Genomic DNA, 24918 nt, shown 5'->3' with positions numbered 1-24918 from the left:
GGTACTGCTGTGTCTCGCACTGCTGCATGTTTGCAGCGCAACCGAACACCTTATTGCTGTCCGTTGCGTTAGAAATGGCTCCGCTTGCAAACAAGCGGAGCAAGGTGCAGTTACTGGTAATCTCGCAGCAGACGTTTTGCAGATTTTTGCGCTTCGCCCAACGCCTCTTCTGGCGTTTTGCTGTCTGTTAGCGCCGATTGAATCGCGTTGTTCAACCCTTCACGCACACGTGCTGTTTCATAAGTAGAGAATTCAGCCACTGCATGTTCAAGTTGATTGCGTGCAACCAGTGCCGGTGGGAACTCAACGGTGTAGTTCTTGAGTGCTTCCGTTTCATAAGCACTCTTCGACACGCCCATGTAACCCGTTGCAATCGACCAGTTAGCCGCTTGCTCAGGTGATGTCATGAACTTAACCAGCTTGAGCGATGCCTCTTTTTCTTTTTGAGAGGTGTCTTTAAACAAGTAGAAATTACCGCCACCTGTTGGTGAACCAAGACGTTCATTTCCTGGGAGCATGGCAACACCGAAATCAAATTTCGCGCCTTTTTTCACCGATGAAAGGTTACCCGTGGAGTGCCACATCATCGCGGTTTTGCCTTCTAAGAACGCTTGGCGCAGGGTGCCCCACTCAACCGTACCTGTTGGCATAATGCCGTGTTCCGCAGACAGTGATTTCCAGTATTTGAGGGTTTCTAACACCTTTGGATCATCAAAGTAGGTTTCTAGACCATCATCAGACATGAGCTTTTGGCCGTTTTGAATCGCCAGCGCTTGGAACATCCAGTAAGGGTAACCCGTCGATGGAATCATCAAGCCATAGGTATCATCATTGGTGAGCTTTTTGCCCATTGTTACCAATTCGTCCCACGTTTTAGGTGGCTTTTCAGGATCTAACCCAGCGGCCTTAAACATCTCTTTGTTGTAGTAAGCAACAATGGTGGAACGTTGGAATGGAATGCCCCATGTTTTGCCTTCCGCTTGGCCGTTTTCCATCAATGCTGGATAGAAATCGTTCAACCATGCTTGGTCTTCTTTGCTGTTCATGACGTCATCAAAAGGGGTAATCAAGTCTTGCTCAATCAGGTCATAAACATCGATAGAAAACATCACCGCTAATTGCGCCGGCTCACCGGAACTCAGTGCAGACAGCGCGCGAACACGGGTGTCATCATAGTTGCCTGAGTAGATAGCATTTACTTTGATATCTGGGTTTTGTTTTTCAAACTCAGTCACCATGCCATCAACCACTTTCGTGAGTGAGCCACCCACCGCAATCGGGTAATACATGTTGAGTTCGGTTTGTGCAGAAGCCGTGTGTGCAGACATCGCAAATGCACCTGCAAAGGCACAACTGAATAACGTAGAGAACTTCATAGTTTCACCATTGTTTTAGTTGAACATTAATCTCAAGTTAGTTGGCTGTGGAGATATATGCTAATGCACACATATCCTCAGCATCGTCAGCATGCTTCACGAAGCCATGCGGTTACCGTTTTCATCAAAGTAATGCAGCGCCGCGTCATCAAAATCGATATCCACCGAACTGCCTTCAACCAGCGAGGCATAGCCATGAAGCTTCACCACTAGGCCTTTCCCTTCTGGGTGCTCTAACTGAACGTGCGTTTCCACACCCAAATATTCGCTTTCTGACACAGTGCACGTCAGACGGCCTTTACCCGCCTCAACCACAGTGACATCTTCGGTTCTTACACCGACTTTGTTCGCATGCTCTGCCCCTTTGATGGCAGCGCCTGAAATCAATGCCATCGGCGGTGCGCCCACAAATTCAGCAGCAAAAGTATTTTGCGGCTCGCTATATAACTCTTGTGGCGAGCCGATTTGCATGATGCGGCCGTCTTTCATCAAGATGATCATGTCTGCCATGCTCATGGCTTCCGTCTGATCATGTGTCACGTAAACCACGGTCATGCCGAGTTTGCGCTGCAGTTTCTTGATGTCTCGACGCACAGAGTTACGCAGCTTGGCATCCAGGTTTGATAACGGTTCGTCCATCAAACACAAAGGCTGCCCTGCCACAATGGCTCGGGCCAATGCGACGCGTTGGCGTTGACCGCCAGACAATTCGCCGGGTTTGCGCTCCTCATAGCCGAGCAGCCCCGTGATATCGAGTGCATTGTGAAGCTTTTCCATGCACTCATCTTTTGGCACTTTTCTTACCTTCATCCCAAACATGACGTTTTCCGCCACAGAGAGATGAGGAAACAAGGCATAAGACTGGAACACCATAGAAAGGTTACGCGCAGAAGGCGCCATTTCTGTCACATCGACGCTGTCGATGATGATTTCCCCTTCATCTGGCGTTTCAAGACCAGCAAGCAAACGCAATGTGGTGGATTTACCGCACCCCGACGGGCCAAGTAATGCGACAAATGCGCCTTCAGGGATCTGAATTGTGATGTCTTCCACACCCAACTGACCGTTCCATCGTTTGCCAATTTTGTTAAACGTCACAAAAGGTTCTACGTTCATGAAGCCTCGCCTCCAACTAACTTCAAACGATCTCCCACACGCTCACTGAGCGCCGAGAAATCATCCCCTGGATGTCGATCCATGATGATTTGGTCCACATCAAAAATACTGCCGCCCACTGCCGGTGCAGTGCGCGTCAACTTGGTACTGTCCATGACAAGAATTGAGGTTTTACAGTGCGTACGAATCGCTTCACGGACGCGCACTTCGGACGCGTGAAAATCCAGCATACCGCCGTCTTCATCAACACCCGCCACCCCAAAAATGCCAAACTCAGCTCGGTAGCTATTGAAAAAAGCCAACACCTCATCACCCAACACATCGCGATCTGGCATGCGCACTTCGCCGCCTGGAATGATGATGCGATTGGTTGGCTCGTTGCTCAGCACCATCGCCGCGTTCAGGTTATTCGTCATCACCGTTAATCCGGTTTTCTCACTTAACGCTTCAGCGACAATCGCAGGTGTTGAACCGATGGAAATAAACACCGTTGACCCGTCTGGCACCATTTCAGCCACCGCTTTCGCAATCGCATGCTTCTCTTCAGAGTTCATCACCGCGCGCAATTCATAGGGCGTATTCAACTGACGCTCAAAACGCTCAACACCACCGTGACGACGTCGAAGCAAGTTATCGCTGCACAGTTGATTAATGTCTCGACGAATGGTTTGCGCCGACACACCCAATGTTTCTGTTAGCACTTCGACAGACACGTTGCCGCGCTCTTGTGTCAATTCGATGATCTGGTCTCTGCGTGCTTTCGTTTTAGATTTCATTTTCGAATCGAGACTCATAATTGTTGATATCGACTATTTTTTATTCACTTTAGGCACACAGTTAACAATTTGCCAACATTTATTGAGCGAATGATTAATTATTATGTTCGTTTGTTGATCAAATGCTCACTTTCGATTACTTTTATGTTCATGTGCTCAATTAAAATGTTCATTTGTCGCCTCATATGACTCAATTCAGCGACAAAATGAGCACATGCCCACCCTTCACTTGCATGAGAGAGTGATAACAAACAAATATTAAAAAGAGATGTCACATGAGCGGAACGTCAGTTCTCATTCAATTACTCGGAGGAGTTGCGCTGCTTCTTTTCGGGTTACACCTTGTAAAGCAAGGCGTCATCAAAGCGTACGGCGGGAAAATGCGCCGCCTTCTCGGTCGAAGTCTATCCAATCGGTTCAATGCCTTTTTCGTGGGTATGGGTGTCACCTGTCTTCTGCAAAGCAGCACAGCCACAGCACTCCTCGCGAGCTCTTTCGCGACACACGGTGTTGCAACAGCATCGGGACTTGCCTTGTTACTGGGTGCAGACGTTGGCACCACCCTCGTCGCGCAAGTGCTGACCCTTGACCTTTCTTGGCTTCAACCCATTGTTATGCTTGCTGGCGTTGGTGTGTTTACACGCGCAAAAAAAGAAAAAACCAAGCACGCAGCGAGCATAGCAATTGGTTTAGGTTTGATGCTCCTCGCCCTAAGTTTGATTCTGCAAGCCTCGCAACCCATGCGAGAGTCTCCTCTGATCCAGTCACTGCTTGGCTCGCTGAGCGGGGAACCCGTTCTTGCCATATTGGTTGGCGTTTCCATCGCCTTTTTGGCGCACTCTAGTCTTGCAACCGTGCTCTTGATCGCTGCGCTCTCTAGCTCTGGGGTCATTACATTGGACGTGGGATTTGGCTTGATCTTGGGTGCAAACCTGGGGGCTGCATTGCCCGCGGTCGTCAACACATCACGCGCAGAGCCTTCCGTGAGGCGCGCGCCTATGGGAAATTTGCTGTTCCGATTAATGGGGGTCTTGATTTGCCTTCCTATGATCAATCAATTAGCTGATCATGCCTTTTTCTCTTCCACCGACGTCGCCCGTCAATTGGTCAATTTTCACCTGTTATTCAACATTGGCTTAGCATTGCTGTTTCTTCCTTGGGTGAGAACGTCAGGAAAAATGATAGAACGTTGGCTTCCAAATAAAGAAAGCCCCGATGTAGACAACAAGCCACGCTATCTCGACCGTAATGCATTCAAAACACCGTCTGTTGCCCTATCCAACAGTGTGCGTGAAGTGCTCAGAATGGGGGACTTACTTCGAACCATGCTGGATACCACCTTTGATGCGTTAAACACGCGCAATGGCGCACAATTGCAAAGTGTGAAGCGTTCAGACGATCTGGTGGATGAGTTTCATGACAAAATCAGTTTGTACCTTACCGAGCTAAGCCGACAAGATATCCCCAAGAAATATCGACGTCGCTGCTATCGCATTTATGCCTACACCACGAATCTAGAGCATGCAGGAGATATTCTTGAATGTAGCCTTACCGACGTGGTGTCAAAGATCATTACCAACAACGTAGTACTGCCAGATTACGAATTGAAAGCCATTGATGCATTGCGAAAATACATCAATAGCAATATGGAATTGGCGTGCAGCGTGCTGCTTACTGGCGACATCAAGAACGCACGAGCATTGTTAGAACAGAAGAGCGTCGTGAAGGACATCGAAAGACGTGCGGCCTTGGCACATCAAGAAGGGTTGCGAGATCAAACAGGGCTCCCAGCTGAAGGAAGCAGTCTGTACCTCGATCTCTTGCGCGATTTAAACCGTATCAATTCACACTTTTCTTCTATCGCCTATCCGTTATTAGAGCAAGCGGGCGAACTGCGATCTAATCGCTTAAAAGCTATGCCTGTAGACACCAATGAACCTACACTTTCAGTCAACGCTGATAGCTCGCCACGTTGAGGCACGAGCGATGCCATTTGCGTTATATCGATTATCAACGAGGACACAGAATGACCGTGTTTAAAAACAGCTATTTCCTGATGCGTCATGGACAAAGTAAAGCCAACGTAGCAGATAAAGTGGTAAGCGATCCGAACATTGGTTGCCATCAATATGGTTTGTCTCCATTGGGCGAGGAGCAAGCTGTCGCTTCTGCTCTGGCCGTTAAAGACGCGGGTATTTCCGTGATTGTGTGTTCCGATTTCACCCGTACACGTGAAACCGCAGCACTGGTAGCTAAAACGCTATCCATTGACACACCTATCCAAGATATTCGATTGAGAGAGCGCTTTTTTGGCACATGGGAAGGTAAATCTTCCGATGCATACGAGCAAGTTTGGGCAAAAGACGCAGTGTCATCATCTCAAACTGATAATGGCGTAGAGAGCACAGAGCAAGTAAGAAAGCGAACGATGGATGCCATTCTCGCCCTTGAAAACCAATTTAGTGATCAAGTGATTCTCTTGGTTTCTCATGGCGATGCTTTGCAAATTCTCACGACGGCGTTTAGCGACATCCCAGCGGGCCAGCACCGCACATTGCCGCACCATGAGACGGGTGACATCAAACCACTTGCGGCGAAAGGAGAAGCTCTACCGAGTGCATTCTCTGCGGCGGGAGTGGCATAACGGGTTGTTGAAACTGCGCGTTTCCAGTCTCTGTCGAAACAACGCCAGCAAATCGCTGGCGTTTTCCCTCACACATAAATGAATAAGATCGACGAACCACAATAAAACCGTAAGCGAAAATATGTGTCGTGATAATAAAGATGAGGCGGGAAAACGTTTTATAGGAGATGTTGGATAGTCACTGTTATCACGTTTTGAAACACCCGATAAGACAGATTTTTTGCGTTAAAGCATCAATGTAATGTTTTTTCAAAGGGGTAACGTCAGTTACCGCTGAGCGCCTTTGTAATATTCAACAATGCTGGCATCTTGCATTGCATATCGGTCTTTACGGCCCATGAAATACACACCACTCGCCGCATCAACATTGTAGGTTTCAGGAATTAGACGATCGAAAGCCTGTAACCAAAACAATCCTAGCTTAATGATCTTCCCCATTAATTTTGAGCGAAACAGTCCGCAGAAAAAGCTATCAAGCGCCCATAACAATTGTGTGCCCGCTCCTGCTGATGCACCGGATTTAATCAACGAAAAACGCCTAAATAAATAACGGTGACCACTTTCTGTGTATCGCGTGAAATCGTAAGCGCCTTCATGAACATGCTGCAAAAACGGTGTTTCAGCGTAAACCATCCCATCAGGTTTCAGGACGCGGTATGCTTCTGCCACTACCTCTTCTGGCCTTAACACATGCTCTAACACCGCTTGAATAATCACAGCATCAAAGCTTTCGCTGACCAACGGAATGTTGTGTGCATCTGCCAAAAATTGCACAGAGGGAGACGCATAAATATCAAAAGAAACAAGCTCGATACGAGGGTCTGTGTAGAAAGGCTCCATACCACAACCCACGGTGCCACCACCGATGATCAATACACGCGCTGAGTTGTGCTGGGAAAGAAGGGTGTCTAAAAGGAGCTCGACATTGCCTTTGGTAACATGGCTTGGAGGGCACGCGAGACGCTTAGCAACACTGAACACACCACCGTAAGACTGGCGGTGTACTGTTGATGAAAGACGTTGAATATCCGATTTATCGAGAATGCTGTTCTCAAATCGGATTAACACAGGGTAGCTATCAACCACATCATATTCGTGAGTACCATCCGTCGAATATGCAACTAATACATTAGTGTCTAATGATTCAAGACTTACCCCAGACACAGGGCAACGCAACAATTCTAAAACGGCTTCCTGCCCTAATAGCATCTTAACTCCTGCTCTTTGGCCACATTCCTAATAGCCAGAAAAACACACATAGTAAATCAATTAACAGCTGTAAAAATAGTAAACGCTAACATTTCCATTTTTAATACACATTAATTTATGGCTTAGATTATTTTTCTGTACATTATTTTGAGAGTGTCTGAGTTTTCTATATTTTCACTAATAACAAAGATATATAAGCATCTTCTAAATCAGGTGATTCAAATTTTCCAAAATAGAAAGTTTCCAGATAACGCCCAAGATATGCACAATATGCAAATAAACCACATTCTTTATGTCTATTATTCAAGTCATTTTACAGCGCTGCACATATTGACACTTTTTATTCTCATTTACTAATCAGTCATTACTAATCGTCATTCTGTTAAGTCACCCCGTAGACTTTTATTGAGCTTTTTCTAGTTATTTTTGTATGTAAATCTATATATAAGTGCCTTACATGACCAACACTTACCTAATGATATTTCACGAACAAATAGTGATTTTATCTAAGCCGAAGTATGAACTAAGTAGCAGATGAACAGCGGGGAAATTTACAGATTCAGAGAAATGCGTTTGAACAGCACGTTAACATTATGTTTACAGGGGGAATTTAAGCGCAGTCGCGTATTAATACTAAAAAGGTAGCCTCGGTAGAAGTACGAGCGCGACAGCGAACTGCCGCGCTGTATGATTATTTTTCTGCAGAATAGGGATCTTCAGCCAATAAAAATGCACGTAGATCGGCTTTTTGTGGGTGTGAAAGCATCCATTCTCTCAGCGCTTTCACTTTTTGGTAGTCTTCTTCGCCGAACTTAGACACATATAAATCAGTGAAGCTTTGCTTGGCGCTCTGTTCACGCACTTTGTGCTGCCACTGCTCTGTCACTACGCCACCGACAGATGTTGCCAAACCTTCGGCTTTCAGCAATTCCCATTCACCATGATCGAGCCAGATGCCGCCAACCGCCGCACTGTAATCAACCCTATGATCATGCGCAGCTGAAATTCTGAATTTACGCATAATGACGCCCGATTGCGGACACAGCATAGCTTTTTTTGTTTCTGACGCATCCAGGGTTAACGTCGCATTTTCTGCGAATTCATAGCCCGGGTTTCGTTCGCGCCAAGCGATAAAATCTTCAATCAGAATCCAATCGCCTTTGCAGTGCGAACAGGTGTGCGCGCGAAACTGGCCTTCTATATAACTCGGCTTCAGTACGCCGCGTTTGCAGCTTGTACATTCCATGTGAACTCTCTTGTATTGTCCGTGTTTTCTCACTCTACACGCTCACAAATCACGGCTCAAGCTGGATGCAAAACATTGAGGTCACGCCTGAATTAATCTGAGAGATCCGATAAAAACCATGAGATTAGCGATGATTCAGGCCAAACCTTTTGTCGGACGACATCGCTGCCTGCCTCGCGAATGATGTCACTCAAGGACATTGCCCGCTAAAGGTCGATCTTGAAAATAATAGGTTCTGTCGTGCTCACCTATCGCTCTTAGCACCTTGCAGGGCGAACCCACCGCGACCACATTGGCAGGAATATCTTTGGTCACCACGCTACCTGCACCAATCACGGTGTTCTCTCCAATGGTGACGCCGGGAAGTACGACAGAGTTCGCCCCTATCCAGACGTTGTTTCCAATCGTGACGGGAATATTAAACTGCCCAACCCTGCGACGTAATTCCGGCTCTATCGGGTGTCCTGCCGTCGCGATGGTAACGTTAGGACCAATCATGACAGCGTCGCCAATCGTGATATCCGTATCATCGACCAAGGTAAGATTGAAGTTGGCATAGACATGTTTGCCCAAATGGGTATGTCTTCCCCAATTGGCATGCAGTGGAGGCTCGATGTAACACCCTTCGCCGACAGATGCGAAAATCTGCTTCATGAGCGCCTGGCGTTTCTCTACCTCCGAGGGACGTGAATGATTAAAATCGTAGAGTGTTTCAAGACACTGCATTTGCTCAGCGAGCAGCGTTTCATCATTACTAAAATACACTTTTTGACTGCGCATTTTTTCCGTCGAATTCATACCATCACCTTATAGACAAATACATGAATGCGATAATATTTAAGGCACAGAAAAGACAAAGGCAAGCCTTTTCAAACTTGCCTTATCAATCAATTAACGGATGGAGATCAGACGCAAATTCGCACATGAATTCGCTTGTCAAAATACGGGGGCAGTGCACGGAATCACGGTGTCAATCTTGTGCCAGGCCACGAACTCAGCGCTGTTAATGAAGACGCTCAATGATAAAATCGGTTTCATCGCTGTTATGGATAAATAGCTCGCCTTCTCCCAATCGCGCATTCAAGAAATCCACTTTTCCTCGACCAGACATTTCCTTGCCTTCACAGATACCCCGCCATGAAAACTCAAGGCTAGGCTCTTTCGATGAAATGCGAACATCAAGTTGTCCTTTCACAGCACCGAATGCAAAATTTCCTAGCGTGTCTCGCGAAAACTCCATGTAACCCGGTTCAAGAATATCGACATATTCTTGCGACCAGTTAGACATCCACTTTATACGCCATTTGCCAGTGAAATCATGCATTTCTGTACTCCATAGACACAGTTTGTGGAAGACTTTCCCTAGTCCACCACCATGTAAAACAAACAATCGGACAAAGCGATATCATGTCGCGTTGTGATCATAAACAGCTTACTTGCGGCTTTGAGTTTGAGTTCACCGTCTTTTTCGTAAAAAAGCGAGGCAATCGGATGTCCGCCTTTACCATCATCCGTTTTTAACGCATCCAACCCTCGATCGCCGAGCCAGCCAATGTGAGAATCTGCCGCCATCCAACCAAAGTTATGTCGGTCGATATCTGGCGCGAGTGTTAAATCTGCTTGTTCGACCTTTCGGTCGTGATAACACAGTTCAGAATCTGGCTGCATTTGAATTCGCACAGGGCGATACAGCATTTCTATCGGCCAAAATCCGAGGTTGTCTTGGAAGATGTTTTCAGCCGTCATGAAGTGATGCAAACCGTTCTTTGCCACTTCATGCGCGGCACGATCACTTGCACCACCACATTCGATGGTAACAATGGGAGACGTGCTGCTCGTCATCTCCATTAACGCACCAAGACGCACATTCGAACAAAGCATGTGCTCTGTGAACAGAGACGCAATTTGCTTGTGCACATCATCATCGTGAATCGACACTGCAAACGCTGGGCTGGTGCCCGACGTGTTGTGTAAATCCACGACTGCTTCCGGTGCGAGGGAGGAGATCCGCGCCAAGATCTCATCGGCGATCTCGTAGCTGTCGTCCTCACCTTGTCGTCCAAAGCAACGGTTCATGTCCGGCTTGCCGTCTACATGCCGCGTCGTAAAGGGCGTATTTGCCTTGGCTGCATTGACGTTAGCCAAGCAAAAATGCGTCGTGACCGCGCACTCAGGTGTGTTTTCAACAAAGTGCCAGAACGCATTCGTGCCTGAAGGCTCGTTGCCATGCAGCAGAGTGACAATCACACGATGTCTGTTCGGATCGCGCCCCGGCAATGTTAGCCAGCTTGCGCCCGGGAGCATTTCTAGCCATGGAAGCAGACCACCTTGAAACTCTGCTTCGCTTGGCCAACTGACATCGTGTAACTTCATCCATTTCCTCTCTTCAATCCGTTTTGTTGCAATGTGTATTCGTATACTCCATCACAAAACGGGCCAATGCGAAACCGGCTCTCCTGATAAAAATTGCTTTTGATACAAACCGAACATCCTGCCAAGCGCTTCTGATGCAGAGTATTTTTTCTCCAACGCCGTTAAGGTCGCAAGCTGCCAACTCGCCCCGTTTTGACGCTTGGCGAGACGATGTTCGATCACCATCATCAACATGTCTGCCTCTTGTCGAGAAACACCGAGTTGAATGAGTGAATCCGCAACCCTCGGCAACAATTTCGCCAACACATCTGTCAGTGCAAACTCAGCTAACGCGCCGTTTTCCGATTCCCACAAAATGTTGGCATCAACACCAAATTGCGCCGCGCGATAAAAATTGTATTTGGCAAACTCAAACGGCAGCAGATCCATCAATCGATCAAGGTCGTTTCTTAGCGCATGCGCCAAACCAATGCACAAAGCCGCATTGGCCACCATGTCGATCGTGGTGGGTCCTGCAGGAAGGCTTCGCAACTCAACGCGCAGATGCCCATTATCAGCGTCGTCATACACTGCTCGGTTCCAACTCCAGATGGTGCTTTGGTGTAGACGTAACGCTTCAAGCGGCGGCCCACAGCCTTCTTTGGCTTGGGTGTCGCACATGTCTGGCAATAGCACGGGTTGCAAGCTCACCCCTTGGCGGAACAGCTCAAGCGCACTCTTGCGCACGTAGCCTTTACCAAACGATACACGTGCGGGGGTGTGCCAGTTCATACCACACAAGTTTCGGCTATCAATGGATTGCTTAAACAGGGGAATGCGCGTTTCATGCCACAGCTTTCTTTCTAGGAAGACGGGGGAATTCGCGCCCATTGCCAGCGTAAAGATGGTGGCAAGTTGAATGCCGTTATACCACGTCGCAAACTCGTCGGGTTTGACGCGATAGTGCACTTGGAATGAGGTATTCGCCCCTTCTAGCGTCAGATCGTCCGCATCAATTTCTAAGCTTTCCGCTCCATGAATGCGTATGTGGAATGGGCCGCCCCGAGACTCGCACAGAATTTCTGTTAGCGCGTGATACCGCGGAGAGTCAGTCATGGAGGCTAAGCCAAAGTCACCGTGTTGCAGAGTGGGAAGAATACCGATGGGGGTGACATTCACGCCTGTTTCGTTCGCAAGGGATTGGAGAGACAGTAACCTGTCATCCATGTGTTGTTTCAAGAAGGAAAACGGCGCACCTTTAAACGTGGTGTAGGGACAATTGTATTCAAGGTTAAAGCGATTAATTTCTGCGGTCATCAAAGGGTCCGCAGCTTTTTCAAGTAAGTCCAAGTTGTAATGGGCGGGTCGATGGTTTTTGTCTGTGAGGTACAGTTCAAGCTCCGCTCCTAACGTACATTCCCCGACACCCCATCCCGGTGTTTCAAGTAACGCTTCCAGTTGTTCAAGTTCCGATTTTAGCTGCAAAGCAAACCGCGTGTGGTCACTTGCACTAAACGAGGTTTTAATTATATTTTGGCCCACTGCTCAGCCCTCTCCTCGCGTGATTGAATTTTTAACATAGATCAATTTTGCAGCGATTTCAGCGGGGGAATAAACGGCGTGGCAAGCGATGATTTCATCGTCTTAACAATGAGTTTTTCTTCTTCGCTTTTTACGCATCTGGTTTCGTGACTGCTCTGCACATTTGGGCGGAATCTGGTAAACTCGCGCTCCTTTAATTTGGTCTGTTCCGGAAACATCATGTCTGACAACGCTTTCACTCTTCTCAATGCGACGCTTCAATCGACGCTAAGTGCACTTGGTTACACCCAACCGACTGACATTCAGCAACAGGCGATCCCGAAAGTATTGGCGGGAAATGATGTGATGGGCGCAGCCCAAACGGGAACAGGTAAAACCGCCGCCTTCACCTTGCCATTGCTGCATCAACTGCTCGATAAAGGCGTGAAAGGCTCAACCCGCGTGCTGGTTGTTACTCCAACGCGCGAGCTTGCACAGCAAGTGTTGGATAAGGTGGTGGAATACAGTCAAAACACCACGTTGAAATGCGTGGCGCTTTATGGCGGTGCGAACATCAACCCACAAAAAAGTGCCTTGGCAAAAGGCGCGGAAATTGTGGTGGGCACACCGGGGCGTTTGCTTGATCACTTGCACATCGGCACCTTGAACCTCAGTGCGTTAGATACCCTGGTCCTCGACGAAGCCGATCGCATGTTGGACATGGGCTTCATTTCAGACATTAAACGCCTGATGAAGAAGATGCCGAAAGAACGCCAAACCTTGTTCTTCTCTGCCACCTACCCAAAACAAGTGATGGATTTAGCCTATCGCTTGTTGAACAACCCAGTACGCATTGAAATCTCCACCAGCAACAGCACCGCAGACACCGTAGAGCAGCTGGTTCACCCTGTTGATAAGAAACGTAAGCGTGAATTGCTTTCTTACCTGATTGGCAGCAAGAACCTACAACAAGTCTTGGTGTTTGCGAAAACCCGCCAAAGTACTGAAGCCTTAGCGAACGAACTCAAGCTTGATGGGTTAGCCGCAGAAGCGATTCATGGCGAAAAAACGCAAGGCGCGCGAAACCGTGCGTTAGAAGGCTTTAAAGAAGGCACAATCCGCGTCTTGGTTGCAACCGACGTGGCAGCCCGTGGGCTGGACATTCCTTCTTTGGATTACGTGTTCAATTACGAATTACCGCATCAACCCGAAGATTACATTCACCGTATTGGCCGCACGGGCCGCGCGGGTAAAAGCGGCAAAGCCATTTCTTTGGTCAGCCGTGAAGAAGAAGGCATGCTCGTGGCGATCGAGACCTTGATCGATCAACGTCTGCCGCAGGAGTGGCTTCAAGGTTACGAGCCTGATTTGAATGCAGACAAAGAACATCACGAAAAGCGCGGTGGTCGTGGTGGTGAGAAGCGACGCCTGAAGCGTCAGCTACTCAAAAAATCAGGGAAAGCCAGCCGCTAAGCTACAGCTACAGCTACAGCTACAGCTACGCATCGTGTGAAGCATGGCTATTGATCGGCAATGAAAGCATGGATATCGGACTTGGTTGTAACAGCGGCAACGTCATTAGCAGTGCTGAAAATCTGCGCCAAGTCTGAAAATAACACGTGGCATTTGCCGATTTCTCGTTACTTAACCACGAGATAGCGCGTATGAAGGTATACACTTAACACAGATTAAGAATGGATACCGTCATGCAAATACCGAACGTTGGCTTTAGTTACGAGAGCACAGAGCAAGCCGAGTTCGAAATCATCGACATGGCTAAAATCTACCGCAGTAAAGGCTATGATCACGATCCGGCCGCCCCTCACCGTGTTTCCTTTTTCATGATGATATTCATTGAGGAAGGCGAAGGCGTTCACATGGTGGATTTCAAAGAATACCCGTTTAAACCCGGCACCATGCTGTTCGTTCAACGCGACCAAGTCCATGCCTTTGATAACACTTCCCAACCAAAAGGGAAGATTCTGATCTTCACGCAAGCCTTTCTCGATAACCTGCACACCAACATGCGTTTGCCTAACTACACCCCTACGCATCTCAATCAGCAGCATTCCCCGTTCTTGCAGTTAGAAGGCGAAAGCCGCGAACGCACCCACAACCTGATTATCCAAATAACGCAAGAACTCGACCTCAACGATCGTGACCCATTGATCGTGATGTACCTCTTTTCTGCACTGGCGCTCATACTTAAACGCCAACAGCCTGATGAACACTGCGAGTCGCTGTCCCAATCGCAAAGCGCCACCTTTTCGCGTTTCTTTACTTTGCTGCAATCCAACTTCCAGCGTGTGAGAGATGCAAACTGGTACGCCAGCCAAATTGGCACCACCTACAAAACCCTCAATCACGTGTGCAAATTGGCCGCGGGGCTAACCGCAAAGCAAGTGATCGACAACTTCACCATCTTGGAAATCAAACGCCGCTTAGTGGTCAGCAACATCACCTCACAACAAATCGCCTTTGATTTTGGCTTTGAAGATGCGAGCAATTTTGTGAAGTATTTTAAGAAAGAAACGCAGCTCACACCGAGCCAATTTCAGAAGTTATATATCACTCCTGCACTTTAGTTTTTAGGCATCTTTTTCTTTTAACAACCCATCTAAAAACAGCGGTTTCAGGCCGCCATTTTCGCCCATACATTGCTCTTTTCATCTCTAACTGATTGATAAACAAATCTCATAAGCTTTCGCTAATAAGGTTCGAGATTCACCAGTTTTAAGCACATATCCACTCTGCACAGCCTGCCCTTTCCTCCCTATTATGATTCCCAAGCAAAACGTTCCTGGCTGAACCCAAGACAAAAAAAACGCCTCACTGGGAACAACAATCATAAGTCGCTCTCAACATCGAATAAGGAAGATTGAATGAAAACGCTTACTAACGTGCTTACCAAAACACTTGTCGCTGCCAGCGTGTTAGGTGTTACTGCGTGTACTCTGCCAACGCACGATGTGCCGACGAATCAAGAAAAAGCCGTTGCGTTACTTGAAAGCATTGAAACAGGCGATGCAGCACCCGTTGCTTACATAAATCCGAATGAATACACACAACACAATCTCGCAGTCGGTGATGGGCTTGCTGGGTTCGGTGAGATCATGCAAATGTTGCCAGAAGGCAGCGCGAAAGCCGATGTGAAGCGCGCCTTTACCGATGGAGACTATGTTGTCACCCACACAGAATATGACTTCTTTGGTCCAAAAGTAGGGTTTGATGTGTTCCGTTTTGAAAACGGCCTGATTGTAGAACACTGGGATAACTTGCAAGACCTCGCGCCTGCAAATGCCAGTGGCCGCACTCAGCTAGATGGAGCAACCGAGATTAAAGACATTGCGAAAACCGAACAAAACAAAGCCTTGGTGGCGGACTTTGTTCAAACCATTTTGCATGACGGCAACATGGCGCGCATCAACGACTTTATTGATAACGAGGACAGCGCATACCTACAACATAACCCAGATGTTGCTGACGGTCTGAGTGGGTTAGGTGCCGCACTGAAAGCCATGGCAGAACAAGGCATGAGCATGTCTTACTCCAAAACACACAAGATTTTGGGTCAGGGTAACTTCGTACTGGCGATCAGCGAAGGTGAATTTTTAAACAATCACGTGTCGTTTTATGACTTGTTCCGCGTTGAAAACGACAAAATTGTTGAGCACTGGGACGCCATTGAAACCATCCCAGCCCGTGATACATGGAAAAACGACAACGGTAAATTTGGCTTCCAATAAGCCCTCACGTTGTTCCAATGAAGCACCGAGGCACTGAATAAACAGTGCCTCTCTTTTTAGCGTCACCGAAAGACGTTTCGCGTTTTTACATCGCGTTCAACACACCGAACTTCACCACTTATCAGGAGGCGACATGACGCTGAAAACGCTCACACCTCACAATAAAGCGTTACCGCTTTCAGCCTATGCAGAACGCGTTCACTTACACGAACGCTATATCGCAACGCTGGAAAAAGCAGGAAAACCTTCTGAATTGGTGAAGGATTTACTGCAGATGTTGGGGGATTCACTGGCACAGTTTGGCATTGATGATCCCAATCAGTATGACGAGAAAATGCAGCGCACCTTGCTGGACTCACTCATCACAGTGCTGCCACCCAACAGTTTGTCGAAAGAGGCGGAAGTAAAGCTCAACACCTTACTTCACATTGAAGAATCGCAACGAGAAACCGTTCAAGCCACAGAGCTTGCGAAAATGCCGTTTTTTAATGTCGGCAACACTAAGGTGCTGCTTTGGCAAGGGGACATCACGACACTTGAAATCGATGCCATCGTGAACGCGGCGAACAACCGCTTACTTGGCTGCTTCCAACCACAGCACAAGTGCATCGACAACGTGATCCATAGCCGCGCAGGCGTTCAATTGCGGGCAGATTGCGATGCCATCATGCAACAGCAAGGCAGCGCTGAACCCACGGGAGAGGCGAAGGTAACGCGGGCATACAATTTGCCATCACGTTACGTCATTCATACCGTTGGCCCTATTGCACAAGGGCGTGTTACCGAGCAACACAAACAACAATTGGCCTCGTGTTACCGGCGCACACTGGATGCCTGTACACAGCTATCAGACATTCGTAGCGTGGCATTTTGTGCCATTTCAACGGGCGTGTTTGGTTACCCCGTCGAACAGGCAACACCCATTGCACTCTACACCGTTACGCAATGGTTAAAGGACAATTCGAACGCGCTCGACATCGTGATATTTAATGTCTTTAGCGATCATGACCACCACATCTATCAATCCGTTATGGAGGAGTTTGTATGTCAACACTAAACCACCAAACATTGCAGCAAGTCGCAAGGTTATTGGATGACGCAGATGCAATCCTCATCGGCGCTGGTGCGGGGCTTTCTGCTGCCGCTGGCATTAACTACTTGGATCGCGAAAAATTCGCGCAAGTGTATCCGGGATGGGTAAAGAAAGGATTCCGTACACAGTATGACCTCATGGGCTATTCCGCTTGGACACAGCGTGAGCAATGGGGCTACTACAAAGTACATTTGGAATATGTGTATTTTTCACAGAAAGAAAACCCGTTGTACCGTGCGCTTTATGAACGTGTGAAAGACAAAACCCACTTTGTGATGACCTCCAACGTCGATGGCCTGTTCTACAAAAGTGGTTTTGATAGGCATCAGGTTTACACCCCACAAGGTGACTATGGCAAGATCCAATGCACTGTGCCTTGCAGCCAAGAAGTGTGGGACATCAAACCCTTCCTCGACAAGATGGATGAGAGTTTTGATTCAATGGCGCAGGTGCTGACCTCTGACGAGGCCGTACCTAAGTGTCCGAACTGCGGCGAGGATATGTTCATTCATGCACGTATTGATGGTTCTTTCATCGATACCGTGCACGAAGAAGAACGCCAGCGCTTGATCGAATGGCTCAACGCAAACATGGATAAAAAGGTCGTGGTGTTAGATCTCGGTTCGGGTTTTAACACACCCACAGTGATCAGAAAGCCGATGGAGCAAATCACCGCGTCTTTCCCTGATACAACCTTGGTGCGCGTGAACTTAGATCATGCAAACGTGCCGCCAAGCTTGGGTGACAAGGCGATTGCTGTTCAAGGCGATATTCGTGCCTTTGTTGAAGGTATTTCACAGCCAGTGAGCACCGCTTGAGTGCGTGACATGCATTGAGTGGTTGCCTTGATTATTTGATTTGATAGCGCGAGTTAGCCTCAGCCTTGTTCACCTAAAAATGCCCCTACTTAGGGGCATTTTCATTCTACGCACGTAAATCTTCATTGGGCAAAGGATCACTTTTCGTATCGTCGGTTCGAATCACAATACAATCTCGACCGCTAGATTTTGCCTCATACAAGGCTTCATCAGCGGCGTTAAAGAGATCTTGAAACTGATTCTTCCCACTCGGTGTGGCCGTTGCCGCCCCAATACTGATGGTGACTTTGCCTTTGTCTTCATTGTTGCTGTGTTCAATGCCGAGTGCTTTTATCTTTGCGCGACAGCGTTCTGCCACATTACCGGGGGTTGTTGTGTCTGGCAGCACCATCACAAACTCTTCACCGCCATATCGACACACAATGTCCTGCGAGCGCATTAACGCATGTTGAAGTGCTGAGGCAATTTTCTTTAAACAACCGTCTCCAGCAAGGTGCCCGTAACTGTCGTTGTATTTCTTAAAATGGTCGACATCAATTAAGAGTAACGACAACGGGGATTGAGTACGCTGAGCCCTTAACCATTCGCGGCTCGCGTACTCGTCAAAATAGCGCCGATTGTATAGCCCCGTGAGTGCATCGTTCTGAGAAAGCTTCTTCAGTTCGTTGTTGGCAAAATCGAGATCTTTTGTTCGTTCAATCACCTCTTTTTCAACCAAACCAGAATGGCGAAACAACAGGCTTAAATAGGCGGTGAAAAAGGCGGTCAACAAGATGCCCGAGATAAATACAATGGCCGGCGTCATGCTCTTTTTCCCTAAGAGGTAGGCGTCCGTAGCGGTCACTTCCATCTGCCACTGACGGCCAAGAACGGGCGGCAATAACGTGGTGTAACGCAGGTCGTTAGACAAGACACTGTCTCTTGGGGTTTTATCAAACAGCACTTCTGTCTGCTTGGGGTTAGTGATATCGATCAGTCGGATAGATAAATCCGTCGGCAACTCCCCGTGTTGGGACATCACAAAAATATCGCCAATACGATACGAGGCGAGCACGATGCCGATGATATTCTTTTGCCTGTTTGCGAGGGTGGATACAGCTCCTTGGTAGATAGGTACCATGGTAAGAAACCCCCGCTGGTTTTCGGTTTCTTGAATCAAACGAATACTGGCCGTCGCTTTCGCCTGGCCCGAATCTCGAGCCTCTATCAAGGTCGCCATGCGACGAGGGTTGGAGGCAATATCAAAACCCAGTACCCGTTCATTCCCGAAATACGGTTCTATGTAATACACGGGATAATATTCAGGGCTCTCTTTGGCAATGGCCATGTTGCCATGAGGCGAAATATGGGTGAAGGAAAACTCAGGAAAATACAGCTGCATCACGCGTTCAGCATCTGTGCGCTCATCTTGTTTAATACGCGGTGCCCACTCAAGGCCCTGAATGCCTGAGTGCCGTTGCAAGATGCGTTGTGCTTCTTGCTGAAACATCAAAAATCCCGTGTCGGGATAACTTCTGAACAGAGTGCTAATCGATTGAAGTGCCTCGAAATTCATGTCGAGAGTTTGAGAAAGTGCAGCCGCTTTTCGCTCTACCTCAAATTCAAAGTCAGACACAATATTTTCATGTTCAGAGGCGCTAAAAAGGGCTGAGAGACTGGTGGAAAATACGATTCCGATGATGACGGCGAACGTTCGAATATAACGTCGCTTTAGCCTAGCCATGCTCCCTCCCTAAACATAAAGAATTCAATACATTTATGTTTAGTTCATTTATGAGACAAATGCGTAACCATGTGCAACTACAGGATTATTAGCTACGAAGACAAAAACGCCCCGGTCGACGACCGAGGCGCAAGGCAAAGAAGGTGGGCGAGCAAAGGCGATCATGCGTTTAAGTACGATACCCCCATGCAGCATCTATCAATTTGATCATCATTTCTTTCGATATGCCTTCAGGGTCTTTCTCAGGCAAATACTCAAGAAAATCAATGCCGACGAATTTAGGGTGCGCCGCGAGTTCATGAACGAGCGTGAGCGCTTCGCGCGCCGATAAGCCACCCACATTAGGCGTAGCACAGGCACGGAAAATTGCACCATCAAGCGCGTCATAATCAAACGAAACGAAAAAGCGATCATAGCTGCCTTCGAGCTCAGCAATCAGCCTATCCAGCATTGTTCGAAAACCAATCGCATCGATCACCTCAGGGCTATATAAGTCGATGCCTTCTTCTTTGATCAACTCGGCTTCTGGCAACATCAAGTCACGCACCGCCACGTAGTAAATGTCTTGCGGTGATAAACGAATATCAGCAGGCACGGTCCAATTGTCGTGAGGGTATTTGTCCATCAGTAACGCAAGGGGTTTGCCATGTAAATTTCCGCGTCCCGTATTGCAATCGGCATGGGCATCCACCCACACAACGGCCACCTTTTCGCCTTTCTCTTTTTGAAAGTATTCCAATGTCGCTTGCACCGTGCCGACCGTGATCGCATGATCGCCACCTACCACAACAGGTACGCGTCCTTCTCGGTAGCTCTGCATCACCGTCTGTTTTAACTGCTCGGCATAACGCGTCAACGCCGCGATATCTTCCCCATGGTTGACGAGAAATTTGGCTTCGTTGTCGGGCAACACATCGCCTTTATCTTGAATATCCGTGTTCCAGCGCAAATTGCGCATTTCCAACCACTCAGTCAAGCCCAACCAACGCTCCTCATCCAGTCGTCGCAGCTCTTCCAATGTGTTTTTCTCTGTTTTTACAGAGCCAAACTGATTGAACGGTGCGCCGATGAGATCGAAGGATCGTTTCATGGTGAATTCCTTTACATGTCTTTTTGAAGTTGGGGTCGAGGGTCTGGCGTGTTCGACAGTATGAAAATCAGTTCGCAAACCCAACGGCGTTACATTGTGGTTTTGCAAGACAACGCAAAGCGTAACTTACTGATATGAGGCCGAATCGTCAGAATTATCGCCGATTGAAAACACATTGATAGCGTTATTAGTAATGACATCCAACAATCGTGAAGTGAAACGCAAATACCCCCTGAGTACCTCGCCATGGACGTATTCATAGAGACAAAAAAGCCCTGAAAATTCAGGGCTTCATCAAGGTTTTAAGCAGGTGTTAAGCAAACCAATGACGCGTGCGATTCGCAAACCACACCAATGACAGCATCACAGGTACTTCCACCAGCACACCCACAACAGTTGCAAGCGCAGCACCGGAATGTAAGCCAAAGAGTGAAATCGCAACAGCGACGGCCAATTCAAAGAAGTTTGATGTGCCAATCATGCCTGCTGGCGCCGCCACGTTATGCGGTAATTTCATCCACTTTGCGACACCATAGGTAATGGCAAATATGCCGTAGGTTTGAATCAGCAGTGGAATGGCAATCAAGAGGATAGATTGCGGTTGGCTAACGATGGTTTCCGCCTGAAAGCCGAAGAGCAGTACAACCGTGCCGAGCAAACCGACAATCGACCATGGCTTTGTCGCGGCGAGGAAAGTATTGAGTTTGTCCTCGCCCTTATCAAGCAATTTTTTGCGAACAACCGCGCCTGCCACAAGCGGCAGCACAACATAGAGAAGCACGGAACTGGCCAGGGTTTGCCAAGGCACAGAGATATCGCTGACACCGAGTAGCAATGCCGTGATGGGTGCGAACGCAAACACCATAATGATGTCATTCACCGACACTTGCACCAAGGTGTAGTTCGCATCACCTTTGGTCAGCTGACTCCATACGAAGACCATGGCGGTACACGGCGCGACGCCAAGCAAGATCATCCCAGCGATGTATTCGCTGGCCGTTTGCGGGTCAACCCAGTCAGCAAATATCCCTTTAAAGAACAGCCAACCCAGCGCAGCCATGGTAAAAGGTTTCACTAACCAGTTAATGATTAACGTCAGCGCAATCCCCTTTGGCTTTTTGCCGACATCTTTTACCGCACTGAAATCCACCTGAACCATCATGGGGAAAATCATGACCCAAATCAGCACAGCGACAACAAGATTAACGTGTGCAAACTCCCAGCCTGCAATGGATGCAAACACAGATGGAACAAGGTTTCCCAATATCACCCCAGCAGTAATACATGTCGCTACCCAAACGGACAAGTAGCGTTCAAACATTCCCATTAAGTCGCCCTCTTTTTTATCAAACCAACCCGATACATATGGTTTTCCATATATATCAATTTAAATTTTTTTAGCAGCATGCAGAAGCGCGCGCTGGGCGATCGCCCATACGGCATAAACGCGCCATGTCTTCTTCTAAAAACACAGCATTCGCTTTCATCGTGGTGGTTAACACGTCTTTCGCCCACGCCGGCAAATCTGCATTGATGCGATAAAACACCCATTGGCCTTGGCGTCGGTCTGTCAGAAGGCCACACTTTCGCAGTTGGGCTAGGTGACGAGACACTTTTGGCTGACTTTCATTTAACGCCGCCATCAATTCACAGACACACAACTCTTCTTCTCGCTCCAACAACAACAGGGTTTTCAAGCGCGTTTCATCAGCGAGGCATTTATAGAAATTGACAGGTGACATGAGGCCTTCGGTATTTTTACATTGAATACCGCCACTTTATATATGTTTTTCCATATGTAAAGTGACGATTGCATGGCAGCAGGTGATTGCGTTCAGAAGAGGGTTACGATTTGAGGGCTTGTTCGACCGCTTTCGGGGAAAATCCATGCAGCACTTTATCGCCGATTTTGATCACGGGAACGCCGCGTGCGCCCAAGGCAGCGTGTTCTTTTTTCCCGCGCGGCGTGCCTACATCGCACTCTCTGTAGGTGATTTTCTTGCTATCAAAAAATTGCTTTGCCGCGTTGCAGTGCGCACATTGTCGGCTGGTATAGATGGTAATGCGCTTCACGCGGCCTCCAGAGTTCATCGTATTCAGATTGCCCCCAATGGCTTTCACAAAAGCTGATTGGGATAAACGGAAGTCTAATGAATTACCGCGGAGAACTCGACCGTTTCTTTAATAGACGCCCTTCTCTTTGAGCAACTGCATAATAGCGTCAGCCGCCTCTTCAGGGCTGGGATTTTGTAGAACTTTACCCCCTGTTGAGGCGGACGCTGCGGTTGCCGCACGGAAACGATCTCGGCTTGAGGACGATGCTGCGACGGTTTTAACGCGTTTCGCGCGCTTTTTCGCTGCCTGCCAGTGCCATGTGATCAACTCGGTATCTTCAACGTCTGCCACGCTCAGTGAATGAATCACTCCGTCTCTCGCTTTGGTAAAGGCACTTTGCCGAGCAACAGGGGCAGATGCGCTGGCGATTAACACTGCGGGAAGTCGAACGTGTAACCGACGACGTTGCCCGCCCGCGAGCGCTTGAAGCACTTCAACGGACTCTGCATCTTGCGCAAGAATATCCACCACGTCTGGCACCACAGCCGCGTTCAAGCGTTTTCCCACCAAATACGGCACCATGCCTGACGATTCGCCTTGTTCTGCGCGGTGGCCGCACAAGACGACACGGGGCGATTTTTGATGGGCGTAACTGGCAAGCGCCGCGCTGACATCGGATTCGGCGGTTTGGATGAGTACGTTGACTTCAGGCACGCCCATTCCCAAATATTCACGCAATGCCGAGCATTCAGGATCACCGGCAAACACCACGTGGGGCGAAGCCGTATGTTGCAGCGCAATTTCGAGTGCTTGCGCATCACGATCAGCGCGACGCTCTCGGCCTGAAAGTGGATGATGCCCGCAAGAGGCCAGCACCATGATGTCGTCATTAACTTGCATCACTGATCTCCTTGTTGGTTGTCGCACCCTGTGCTGCATCCACGAGGGCTTGCATCACTTCTGAACTGTCGGCGATGATGCTGAGGTCAGCACGTTTCACCATGTCGCAAGCAGGGTCTGCGTTTATCGCGATCACTGTGTCACAGTGCGTCATTCCTTGCAGATGCTGGATCGCCCCTGAAATCCCCACGGCGATATACACTTTGGCGTTAACATAAGTGCCTGATGCTCCCACTTGTGTCGTTCTGGGCATGTGCCCATTATCCACCGCCACACGGCTTGCCCCTTCTGTCGCGCCCAATGCGTCTGCACATTGATGGAACAACGCCCAATTTCGCACGCCGTTTCCGCCAGACAAAATAAAGCCCGTTTCCGGCAATGGGATGTTTTTCGGGTCAACTGCCACGCTGCCAGCATCTTGAATGGCACACACGTCGCTGAAAGCGTGGGTAACATCAAGGGGTGATTCTTCCAAAGGCGACGCGTCAGTGAGATAGCCCGAAATCGGGTCTGCCACTTGTTCTTCCACCAGCAAAACGCGCGCGAGTTGCCGCGTCACGGTTTTCCCCGCATCACCGCTCGCGCATTCGATCCGCACATCTTCTGCTGGTGCATCGATCACGCCTCTTACTCGCGTTGCGGGTCTCTCATTGAGTTCCACACTGAGTTTGCGTGCCAAATCACCGCCCACCAAGCCCGAATCGGGGAACACCCAATGAACGGGCGAAAGGGATGATTCAAGTGAAAGTAATGCAGAGAGCCATTGCTCAGGGGCATAAGACATTGACGCATTGAGCGCCAGCACACGATCAGCGCCTGCTGCCGCAAAATCATCTTGGCGCGTGAACACAGTGACCAAAAGCACGGCGGTGCTTTCACCCGCTCTCGCAGACAATTGCTGTGCCAAGCCAAGCATGTCTTTATCGAGCGTTGATAGTTTTTCGCTGTCGCCATCCGAGACTACCACCACATAATCCGATGGCGATGCGATGTGTTTTCTTGGCAAGCTTTGTTCAACGGCTTTTGCCGCGATCCCTGCTGCCGCAGAGGTTTCTCCGGATCGATCGACCCGCTTAATGCCATCGGGAGTGAAGAAACCAACACGGTGAGGGTCTTTTCGGTTTGTACCGCCCAGCATGATGTTTTGAGATGCCACTAACGCCGCGTGTTCAGGGTGCAGGCGATTACGCGCTATGTATTCGAGCCGTCGATTCCGCCTCAGCGGTACGCTTTGTTTGGTATCATCGCTCATC

The 24918-nt window shown here is 48.5% G+C and carries 23 protein-coding genes; 7 read left to right on the top strand and 16 right to left on the bottom strand.

What is annotated here, in order from left to right; translation table 11 throughout:
• Positions 1-110: 110 nt before the first annotated feature.
• The 3 genes from EQP46_RS17670 to EQP46_RS17660 form a co-directional block, all read right to left on the bottom strand.
• Positions 111-1376: an ABC transporter substrate-binding protein gene (locus EQP46_RS17670; RefSeq protein ID WP_129494908.1), complete on the bottom strand. Its 1266-nt coding sequence runs from the start codon at positions 1374-1376 to the stop codon at positions 111-113.
• Between the two features lie 96 nt (positions 1377-1472).
• Positions 1473-2492: an ABC transporter ATP-binding protein gene (locus EQP46_RS17665; RefSeq protein WP_129494907.1), complete on the bottom strand. Its 1020-nt coding sequence runs from the start codon at positions 2490-2492 to the stop codon at positions 1473-1475.
• Positions 2489-3268, bottom strand: coding sequence for a DeoR/GlpR family DNA-binding transcription regulator (locus EQP46_RS17660; protein WP_240671762.1), 780 nt, complete (start codon positions 3266-3268; stop codon positions 2489-2491). Before EQP46_RS17660 ends, EQP46_RS17665 begins: the two co-directional genes overlap by 4 nt.
• 275 nt (positions 3269-3543) lie before the next feature.
• Here EQP46_RS17660 and EQP46_RS17655 point away from each other — a divergent pair, with 275 nt between their 5' ends.
• On the top strand, positions 3544-5244 hold the full coding sequence (locus EQP46_RS17655; protein ID WP_129494905.1) for a Na/Pi cotransporter family protein: 1701 nt from the start codon (positions 3544-3546) through the stop codon (positions 5242-5244).
• A gap of 50 nt (positions 5245-5294) precedes the next feature.
• Entirely contained in the window at positions 5295-5912 is a 618-nt protein-coding gene (locus tag EQP46_RS17650; RefSeq protein ID WP_129494904.1) for a histidine phosphatase family protein, read from the top strand.
• 267 nt (positions 5913-6179) lie between these two features.
• Here EQP46_RS17650 and EQP46_RS17645 read toward each other — a convergent pair whose 3' ends face one another.
• The 6 genes from EQP46_RS17645 to EQP46_RS17620 form a co-directional block, all read right to left on the bottom strand.
• The gene (locus EQP46_RS17645) at positions 6180-7121 is read right to left on the bottom strand and encodes a class I SAM-dependent methyltransferase (RefSeq protein ID WP_129494903.1); all 942 of its coding nucleotides are present in this window, start codon (positions 7119-7121) and stop codon (positions 6180-6182) included.
• A 691-nt stretch (positions 7122-7812) separates the two neighbouring features.
• On the bottom strand, positions 7813-8367 hold the full coding sequence (locus EQP46_RS17640; protein ID WP_129494902.1) for a TFIIB-type zinc ribbon-containing protein: 555 nt from the start codon (positions 8365-8367) through the stop codon (positions 7813-7815).
• Between the two features lie 186 nt (positions 8368-8553).
• Entirely contained in the window at positions 8554-9165 is a 612-nt protein-coding gene (locus tag EQP46_RS17635; protein ID WP_129494901.1) for a sugar O-acetyltransferase, read from the bottom strand.
• 205 nt (positions 9166-9370) lie between these two features.
• Positions 9371-9691 carry a hypothetical protein gene (locus tag EQP46_RS17630; RefSeq protein WP_129494900.1) on the bottom strand — a complete coding sequence of 107 codons (321 nt, stop codon included), beginning with the start codon at positions 9689-9691 and terminating at the stop codon, positions 9371-9373.
• A gap of 38 nt (positions 9692-9729) precedes the next feature.
• A complete protein-coding gene (locus tag EQP46_RS17625; RefSeq protein WP_129494899.1) occupies positions 9730-10740 on the bottom strand; it encodes a M14 family metallopeptidase in 1011 nt (336 codons plus the stop codon).
• 51 nt (positions 10741-10791) lie between these two features.
• A complete protein-coding gene (locus EQP46_RS17620) occupies positions 10792-12261 on the bottom strand; it encodes a glutamate-cysteine ligase family protein (RefSeq protein WP_129494898.1) in 1470 nt (489 codons plus the stop codon).
• 219 nt (positions 12262-12480) lie between these two features.
• Between EQP46_RS17620 and EQP46_RS17615 the strand changes: the two genes are divergently transcribed.
• From EQP46_RS17615 to EQP46_RS17595, 5 genes are all read left to right on the top strand, one after another.
• Positions 12481-13713, top strand: a complete 1233-nt coding sequence (locus tag EQP46_RS17615) for a DEAD/DEAH box helicase (protein WP_129494897.1) — start codon at positions 12481-12483, stop codon at positions 13711-13713.
• Positions 13714-13946: 233 nt separating this feature from the next.
• A complete protein-coding gene (locus EQP46_RS17610) occupies positions 13947-14825 on the top strand; it encodes an AraC family transcriptional regulator (protein ID WP_129494896.1) in 879 nt (292 codons plus the stop codon).
• A gap of 297 nt (positions 14826-15122) precedes the next feature.
• Complete coding sequence (locus tag EQP46_RS17605) at positions 15123-15986, top strand: nuclear transport factor 2 family protein (protein WP_129494895.1); 864 nt, start codon at positions 15123-15125, stop codon at positions 15984-15986.
• 133 nt (positions 15987-16119) lie between these two features.
• Positions 16120-17043, top strand: a complete 924-nt coding sequence (locus EQP46_RS17600) for a protein-ADP-ribose hydrolase (RefSeq protein WP_129494894.1) — start codon at positions 16120-16122, stop codon at positions 17041-17043.
• Positions 17031-17897: a Sir2 family NAD-dependent protein deacetylase gene (locus tag EQP46_RS17595; protein ID WP_129494893.1), complete on the top strand. Its 867-nt coding sequence runs from the start codon at positions 17031-17033 to the stop codon at positions 17895-17897. The genes EQP46_RS17600 and EQP46_RS17595 overlap by 13 nt, the downstream gene beginning before the upstream one ends.
• Before the next feature lie 106 nt (positions 17898-18003).
• Here the strand turns inward: EQP46_RS17595 and EQP46_RS17590 are convergent, their stop codons facing one another.
• From EQP46_RS17590 to EQP46_RS17560, 7 genes are all read right to left on the bottom strand, one after another.
• Positions 18004-19620 carry a diguanylate cyclase domain-containing protein gene (locus EQP46_RS17590; RefSeq protein ID WP_129494892.1) on the bottom strand — a complete coding sequence of 539 codons (1617 nt, stop codon included), beginning with the start codon at positions 19618-19620 and terminating at the stop codon, positions 18004-18006.
• Between the two features lie 169 nt (positions 19621-19789).
• Positions 19790-20710: an arginase family protein gene (locus EQP46_RS17585; protein WP_129494891.1), complete on the bottom strand. Its 921-nt coding sequence runs from the start codon at positions 20708-20710 to the stop codon at positions 19790-19792.
• Positions 20711-21023: 313 nt separating this feature from the next.
• Positions 21024-22037 carry an ACR3 family arsenite efflux transporter gene (gene arsB, locus EQP46_RS17580; protein ID WP_129494890.1) on the bottom strand — a complete coding sequence of 338 codons (1014 nt, stop codon included), beginning with the start codon at positions 22035-22037 and terminating at the stop codon, positions 21024-21026.
• A gap of 70 nt (positions 22038-22107) precedes the next feature.
• Positions 22108-22452, bottom strand: coding sequence for a metalloregulator ArsR/SmtB family transcription factor (locus EQP46_RS17575; protein WP_129494889.1), 345 nt, complete (start codon positions 22450-22452; stop codon positions 22108-22110).
• Positions 22453-22555: 103 nt separating this feature from the next.
• Entirely contained in the window at positions 22556-22783 is a 228-nt protein-coding gene (locus EQP46_RS17570) for a glutaredoxin family protein (RefSeq protein WP_420841384.1), read from the bottom strand.
• 108 nt (positions 22784-22891) lie between these two features.
• Entirely contained in the window at positions 22892-23665 is a 774-nt protein-coding gene (locus EQP46_RS17565; protein WP_129494888.1) for an adenine nucleotide alpha hydrolase family protein, read from the bottom strand.
• Positions 23655-24917 (bottom strand): electron transfer flavoprotein subunit alpha/FixB family protein, encoded by a 1263-nt coding sequence (locus EQP46_RS17560; protein ID WP_129494887.1) that lies wholly within the window; start codon positions 24915-24917, stop codon positions 23655-23657. The genes EQP46_RS17565 and EQP46_RS17560 overlap by 11 nt, the downstream gene beginning before the upstream one ends.
• Between the last annotated feature and the right edge of the window lies 1 nt (position 24918).

This window comes from Enterovibrio baiacu (assembly GCF_004120195.1).
GTDB lineage: Bacteria > Pseudomonadota > Gammaproteobacteria > Enterobacterales > Vibrionaceae > Enterovibrio > Enterovibrio baiacui.
This window is presented reverse-complemented; position numbering and strand designations above follow the sequence as displayed.

Excerpts from the sequence above, each read along its gene's own strand:
- EQP46_RS17590 (WP_129494892.1), bottom strand. The coding sequence starts at position 19,620 with ATGGCTAGGCTAAAGCGACGTTATATTCGAACGTTCGCCGTCATCATC.
- EQP46_RS17650 (WP_129494904.1), top strand. The coding sequence starts at position 5,295 with ATGACCGTGTTTAAAAACAGCTATTTCCTGATGCGTCATGGACAAAGT.
- EQP46_RS17670 (WP_129494908.1), bottom strand. The coding sequence starts at position 1,376 with ATGAAGTTCTCTACGTTATTCAGTTGTGCCTTTGCAGGTGCATTTGCG.
- EQP46_RS17625 (WP_129494899.1), bottom strand. The coding sequence starts at position 10,740 with ATGAAGTTACACGATGTCAGTTGGCCAAGCGAAGCAGAGTTTCAAGGT.
- EQP46_RS17630 (WP_129494900.1), bottom strand. The coding sequence starts at position 9,691 with ATGCATGATTTCACTGGCAAATGGCGTATAAAGTGGATGTCTAACTGG.
- EQP46_RS17660 (WP_240671762.1), bottom strand. The coding sequence starts at position 3,268 with ATGAAATCTAAAACGAAAGCACGCAGAGACCAGATCATCGAATTGACA.
- EQP46_RS17560 (WP_129494887.1), bottom strand. The coding sequence starts at position 24,917 with ATGAGCGATGATACCAAACAAAGCGTACCGCTGAGGCGGAATCGACGG.
- EQP46_RS17640 (WP_129494902.1), bottom strand. The coding sequence starts at position 8,367 with ATGGAATGTACAAGCTGCAAACGCGGCGTACTGAAGCCGAGTTATATA.
- EQP46_RS17645 (WP_129494903.1), bottom strand. The coding sequence starts at position 7,121 with ATGCTATTAGGGCAGGAAGCCGTTTTAGAATTGTTGCGTTGCCCTGTG.
- EQP46_RS17595 (WP_129494893.1), top strand. The coding sequence starts at position 17,031 with ATGTCAACACTAAACCACCAAACATTGCAGCAAGTCGCAAGGTTATTG.
- EQP46_RS17655 (WP_129494905.1), top strand. The coding sequence starts at position 3,544 with ATGAGCGGAACGTCAGTTCTCATTCAATTACTCGGAGGAGTTGCGCTG.
- EQP46_RS17600 (WP_129494894.1), top strand. The coding sequence starts at position 16,120 with ATGACGCTGAAAACGCTCACACCTCACAATAAAGCGTTACCGCTTTCA.
- EQP46_RS17605 (WP_129494895.1), top strand. The coding sequence starts at position 15,123 with ATGAAAACGCTTACTAACGTGCTTACCAAAACACTTGTCGCTGCCAGC.
- arsB (WP_129494890.1), bottom strand. The coding sequence starts at position 22,037 with ATGGGAATGTTTGAACGCTACTTGTCCGTTTGGGTAGCGACATGTATT.
- EQP46_RS17585 (WP_129494891.1), bottom strand. The coding sequence starts at position 20,710 with ATGAAACGATCCTTCGATCTCATCGGCGCACCGTTCAATCAGTTTGGC.
- EQP46_RS17635 (WP_129494901.1), bottom strand. The coding sequence starts at position 9,165 with ATGAATTCGACGGAAAAAATGCGCAGTCAAAAAGTGTATTTTAGTAAT.
- EQP46_RS17615 (WP_129494897.1), top strand. The coding sequence starts at position 12,481 with ATGTCTGACAACGCTTTCACTCTTCTCAATGCGACGCTTCAATCGACG.
- EQP46_RS17665 (WP_129494907.1), bottom strand. The coding sequence starts at position 2,492 with ATGAACGTAGAACCTTTTGTGACGTTTAACAAAATTGGCAAACGATGG.
- EQP46_RS17565 (WP_129494888.1), bottom strand. The coding sequence starts at position 23,665 with ATGCAAGTTAATGACGACATCATGGTGCTGGCCTCTTGCGGGCATCAT.
- EQP46_RS17610 (WP_129494896.1), top strand. The coding sequence starts at position 13,947 with ATGCAAATACCGAACGTTGGCTTTAGTTACGAGAGCACAGAGCAAGCC.
- EQP46_RS17575 (WP_129494889.1), bottom strand. The coding sequence starts at position 22,452 with ATGTCACCTGTCAATTTCTATAAATGCCTCGCTGATGAAACGCGCTTG.